At 34.6% G+C, this 4,857-nt stretch carries 5 protein-coding genes; 3 read left to right on the top strand and 2 right to left on the bottom strand.

Annotated elements, in window-relative coordinates:
• Nucleotides 1–9 precede the first annotated feature (9 nt).
• Both carA and ACMUOV_RS07850 read right to left on the bottom strand, forming a co-directional pair.
• Entirely contained in the window at nt 10–1,107 is a 1,098-nt protein-coding gene (gene carA, locus ACMUOV_RS07855; protein WP_413854582.1) for a glutamine-hydrolyzing carbamoyl-phosphate synthase small subunit, read from the bottom strand.
• A gap of 27 nt (nt 1,108–1,134) precedes the next feature.
• Nucleotides 1,135–2,427 (bottom strand): adenylosuccinate synthase, encoded by a 1,293-nt coding sequence (locus tag ACMUOV_RS07850; protein WP_413854581.1) that lies wholly within the window; start codon nt 2,425–2,427, stop codon nt 1,135–1,137.
• Nucleotides 2,428–2,702: 275 nt separating this feature from the next.
• On the opposite strand from ACMUOV_RS07850, the gene leuD reads away from it, so the two are divergent.
• The 3 genes from leuD to ACMUOV_RS07835 all read left to right on the top strand — a co-directional run.
• Nucleotides 2,703–3,191, top strand: coding sequence for a 3-isopropylmalate dehydratase small subunit (gene leuD, locus ACMUOV_RS07845; RefSeq protein WP_413854583.1), 489 nt, complete (start codon nt 2,703–2,705; stop codon nt 3,189–3,191).
• Between the two features lie 2 nt (nt 3,192–3,193).
• Nucleotides 3,194–4,258 (top strand): 3-isopropylmalate dehydrogenase, encoded by a 1,065-nt coding sequence (locus ACMUOV_RS07840; RefSeq protein ID WP_413854580.1) that lies wholly within the window; start codon nt 3,194–3,196, stop codon nt 4,256–4,258.
• A gap of 158 nt (nt 4,259–4,416) precedes the next feature.
• Nucleotides 4,417–4,857 (top strand): aspartate-semialdehyde dehydrogenase (locus ACMUOV_RS07835; RefSeq protein WP_413854579.1); only part of this gene is annotated, 441 nt, incomplete at its 3' end.

Below are 4,857 nucleotides of genomic sequence, written 5' to 3'. Positions count from 1 at the left end.
TCTGTTCTTTTAGGCATTTTTTTCCACCATATCAAAGAAATTTTTAAACAAGTATCCGGTTTCGTCTGAATCTAAAGAAGGATAAAATTCTACTGCAAAATTATTACCTTTCTTATTGGCAAAACCTGCGACCGTACCATCATATAAATTTATATGAGTTACTTGTAAATTTTCGTTTTGTTCCATTGAATTTTTGTCGACATAGTAACCGTTATTTTGAGAAGTTATTGCTATTTTATTTGTATTTATATCTCTAACGGGATAATTTGCACCTCTGTGGCCTATTTTATGTTTTACTACGGTTGCACCGTTTGCAAGTGCTAAAACCTGGCTGCCGAAACCAACGGCAAATATAGGCATATCCGGAGATTTTTTTATTATTCCTTTTATTGGATCAATTGCATAACTTGAATTTGCTGCATATCCCGGACCGCTTGAAAGGAAAATTCCTTTAGGATCTTCCTTTAAAATTTCATCCGCAGATGCCGTTGCAGGAAATACTGTAACTTTATAATCTTGAGATGTGAAAGTATCTATAAAACTTTTAGGACAGCCGTAATCTATTATTGCAATTTTTTGTTTTTTCCCTTCTTGGTTTACTGAATATTTTTTCTTGCATGTTACGGCCTTTACCAAATCTTGTTTATCGTTTGCAACAACTTTTGCAAGTTTTGATTTTAAACTTTCAACATCAAAATCTTTCGTTGATACTATTGCTTTTTGTGTTCCGTGTTCTCTGATATATTTTACTAAAGCCCTTGTATCAAAACCTTCCATTGCAACTACATTGTCTTTAACAATTTGGTCCTGCATTGAAAATTCCGCTCTCCAATTGGAATACCTTTTGCTGTATTCCTTAAAAAAAAGCCCGGTAGCTTCAATAGCTCCGGACTGAAAATCCTGATTATTAAATCCGCAATCTCCGACATGCGGATGAGCAAAACAAATTAATTGTTTTGCCGATGCCGGATCGGTTACAATTTCCTGATAGCCGAATACGGCAGTGTTAAAAACAATTTCTCCCGTGCTTTCGTTATCGGCACCGCAGGAAAAACCTTCAAAAACTTTACCGTCCTCTAAAACCAAAATACATTTTTTAAAAGCCATTTTTTCTTCCCTACTTATATAAATTTCTTAAAATAATTTTACATTTTTACTGGCAGGTATTGTTTCTTCTCTTTTTCTTCCCAAAGAAATCAAGTCTATTTTTGCACCCACCAACTGTTCCAACCTCTTTATATATTTTTTAGCATTTGCAGGTAACTTTTCAAATTTTGTTACACCCCTGACAATACCGTTTAACCCCGGCATTTCTTCATACACGGGTTTGCAATCCCTTTGAACTATTCTTGATGCCGGAAAATCTTTTAAAATTTTACCTTTATATTTATAAGCCACACATACTTTTATTTTGTCCAACCCTTCCAAACAATCAAGTTTTGTAAGAATTAAATGTTTTATTCCGTTAACACGAACACTATGCCTTAAAACAACGGCATCAAACCAACCACATCTTCTGGGTCTGCCCGTTGTTGCACCGAATTCTTGCCCTTTTTCTCTTAAAAACTCGCCTGTTTTATCAAATAATTCGGTCGGAAAAGGACCTTCGCCGACTCTTGTTGTATATGCTTTAACTACACCTAAAACGGCATCTACATTTGACGGACCCATACCGACACCGGTGCTTGCTCCGCCCGATGTGGGATTTGATGATGTTACGAAAGGATATGTTCCGTAGTCCAAATCAAGCATTGTACCTTGAGCAGATTCGAATAAAACTTTTTTCTTTTTTGCTATTGCATCTGCAATCATTACGGAAGTATCGGCAACATATTTTTTTAAGAATTTCGACAATACGGCATGATCTTTTAATATCTCTGCTTTTAATTTCTTTATATCGCAGACTCTTTTAAGCATGTTTTCTTTTTCTTTTAAATTTTGGTCTAAAAGTTCAAGAAAAACTTCTTTATCTATATAATCTATAACTCTAATTCCTACTCTTCTTACTTTATCCGTATAACAAGGACCAATACCTTTTTTGGTCGTCCCTATTTTTGTTTGTGTTGTATCACTTTCAAGCATACCGTCTATAAGTTTATGATACGGAAGTATAACATGTGCTCTCTCACTGACAAAAAATCTTCCGTCTATAGGAATTTTTTTCTTTTTTAGCACATCAATTTCTTCTTTTAATGCTTTCGGGTCAACAACAACACCGTTTGTAATTATACAAATTTTTTTAGGAAATAATATTCCGGATGGTATTAAGTGTAAAACGAAAGGTTTGTTTTCGTATATTAAGGTATGTCCCGCATTGTTTCCGCCCTGATAACGGACGATATAATCCGCCTGTTCCGCAAGGTAATGAACTACTTTACCTTTTCCTTCATCACCCCACTGGGTGCCCAACACAACTAATGTTGACATATTTACCTTCCAAAAAATAACCGTTAGAGCTTTTATTTCAAGCTTAACGGTCGATATTTTTTATTTAGCTGAGAAGCTGAGCCGGACACTATGTGTCCTCAACTGAGGAGCTGAAAAGTTTAAGCTTATCAGCTTGTTACCTTATCAACTATTTTACAGACCTTTGTTATTGTATTAAAAAGAAAATATATTTGTCAAGAAATTGAAAAAACATTATAAATGTTATAAAATTTATTTTAATTTAATTATAATTACACGAGGTTCTTATGAAAAATATGACATTAAAAGGTAATGTTTTTAAGTATGGTGCAAATGTTAATACGGATGAAATTATTCCTGCAAGATATTTGACCACATCCGATCCGAAGGAACTTGCAAAGTTTTGTATGAAAGATATTGATGATAATTTTGCACAAGCCGTTAAACCGGGTGATATTATAGTTGCCGATAAAAATTTCGGCTGCGGTTCTTCAAGAGAACATGCCCCCATATCAATTAAAGGTGCAGGTGTATCCTGTGTAATAGCAAAATCTTTTGCAAGGATATTTTTTAGAAATTGTATAAATATAGGACTTCCCATTATAGAATCGGAAGAAGCCGTTGATAATATAGATAAAGGCGACAAATTGGAAATTGATTTGGCAAAAGGCGAAATAAAAAATATAACAAAAAAACAAACATATAAAGCGCAACCGTTTCCGGAATTTATGCAGAAGTTAATAAAAGCCGGCGGCTTGCTTTCCTATATTAAGGGAGGAAAATAAAAATGTCTAAAACTTACAAAATAGCTCTTATTCCCGGTGACGGAACAGGGCCTGAAGTAATAGCGGAAGGTGTAAAAGTTATAAATGCGGTTGCGGCAAAAACAGGTGCAAAATTTGAGTTTACCAATTTTGATTTGGGCGGAGAAAGATATAAAAAAACGGGTGAAATTTTACCCGACAGTTGCATTGAAGAGTTTAAAAAATTTGATGCAATGTATCTGGGTGCGATAGGGCACCCAGATGTTAAACCGGGAATACTTGAAAAAGGCATTTTGTTAAGATTAAGATTTGAACTTGACCAATATATAAATTTAAGACCTGTCAAACTTTACGAAGGTGTGGATTGCCCTTTAAAAAATAAAAAACCCGAAGATATAGATTTTGTGGTGGTTAGAGAAAATACGGAAGGGCTTTATTTGGGTGCAGGCGGTTTCTTAAAAAAAGATACTCCTTATGAAGTTGCAACACAGGAATCAATAAATACAAGGTTCGGTGTTGACAGATGTTTAAAATATGCTTTTGAATTGACTAAAAAAAGAAATAAAAATAATAAACTTACATTATGCGGGAAAACAAATGTTTTAACGTTTGCATCTAACTTATGGGAAAGGGCTTTCAGAGCCATGGGTGCAAAAAGTTATCCTAATATAGAATTAAATTATGTAAATGTTGATGCCGTATGTATGTGGATGATAAAAAACCCCGAATGGTTTGATGTTATCGTTACGGATAATTTATTCGGTGATATAATTACCGATTTGGCCGCAATGATTCAAGGCGGTATCGGAATTTCCGCAGGAGGAAACATTAACCCTGAAGGTGTATCTATGTTTGAACCTATGGGCGGTTCGGCACCTAAATATACGGGACAAAATGTTATTAATCCGTTAGCGGCAATTAGTGCCGGTGCAATGATGCTTGAAACGTTGGGGCTTGAAAAAGAAGCAAAAATGATAGAATCTTCCATGGCAAAATCTCTTGCAAGCGGGAAGATAAAATCTTTGGCTGCAGGAAAGATGGGAATGGGAACGACCGAAGTCGGCGACTTGATTGCAAGCAATTTATAGCGCTTTTAATATTTTGGCTACACCTTTGTATTTTTTTAATTCATTTACCGTAAATAGTAAACTTCACTAAAAAAATATTTCGGTTCGCCTAAAATCTTAAAATCTTTAAAATAAAGTATTAAATTATGATGATTGAAATATTGGAGGAATAGTAGAAAATGAAAAAGTATAAAGTTGCGGTTGTAGGTGCTACTGGTGTTGTAGGTAACGAAATGATAAAGATGTTGGAAAACAGAAATTTTCCCGTTGAGTCAATAAAACTTTTGGCCTCACAAAGAAGTGTAGGTAAAAAATTAAAATTTAAAGGACAAGATATACCTGTTGAGCTTTTAACACATGACAGCGGCAAAGGTTTGGATTTGGCATTGTTTAGTGCCGGCGGAGGAACATCCAAAGAATTTGCTCCTTCATTTGCAAAAGAAGGATGTTTTGTGGTAGATAATTCAAGTGCTTGGAGAATGGACGACAATTGTCCGTTAGTTGTTCCTGAAGTAAATCCAAACGATTTAAGCAAAGACAAAAAAATTATTGCTAATCCTAATTGTTCAACAATTCAAATGGTTGTAGCATTAAAACCGTTACACGATTATGCAAAAATT

This window comes from Candidatus Ruminimicrobium bovinum, assembly GCF_902760015.1.
GTDB classification, from domain to species: domain Bacteria; phylum Elusimicrobiota; class Endomicrobiia; order Endomicrobiales; family Endomicrobiaceae; genus Ruminimicrobium; species Ruminimicrobium bovinum.
Note: the sequence above shows the minus strand (reverse complement) of the source record. Positions and strands in the feature narration are given on the sequence as shown.

Excerpts from the sequence above, each read along its gene's own strand:
- carA (WP_413854582.1), bottom strand. The coding sequence starts at position 1,107 with ATGGCTTTTAAAAAATGTATTTTGGTTTTAGAGGACGGTAAAGTTTTT.
- ACMUOV_RS07850 (WP_413854581.1), bottom strand. The coding sequence starts at position 2,427 with ATGTCAACATTAGTTGTGTTGGGCACCCAGTGGGGTGATGAAGGAAAA.
- leuD (WP_413854583.1), top strand. The coding sequence starts at position 2,703 with ATGACATTAAAAGGTAATGTTTTTAAGTATGGTGCAAATGTTAATACG.
- ACMUOV_RS07840 (WP_413854580.1), top strand. The coding sequence starts at position 3,194 with ATGTCTAAAACTTACAAAATAGCTCTTATTCCCGGTGACGGAACAGGG.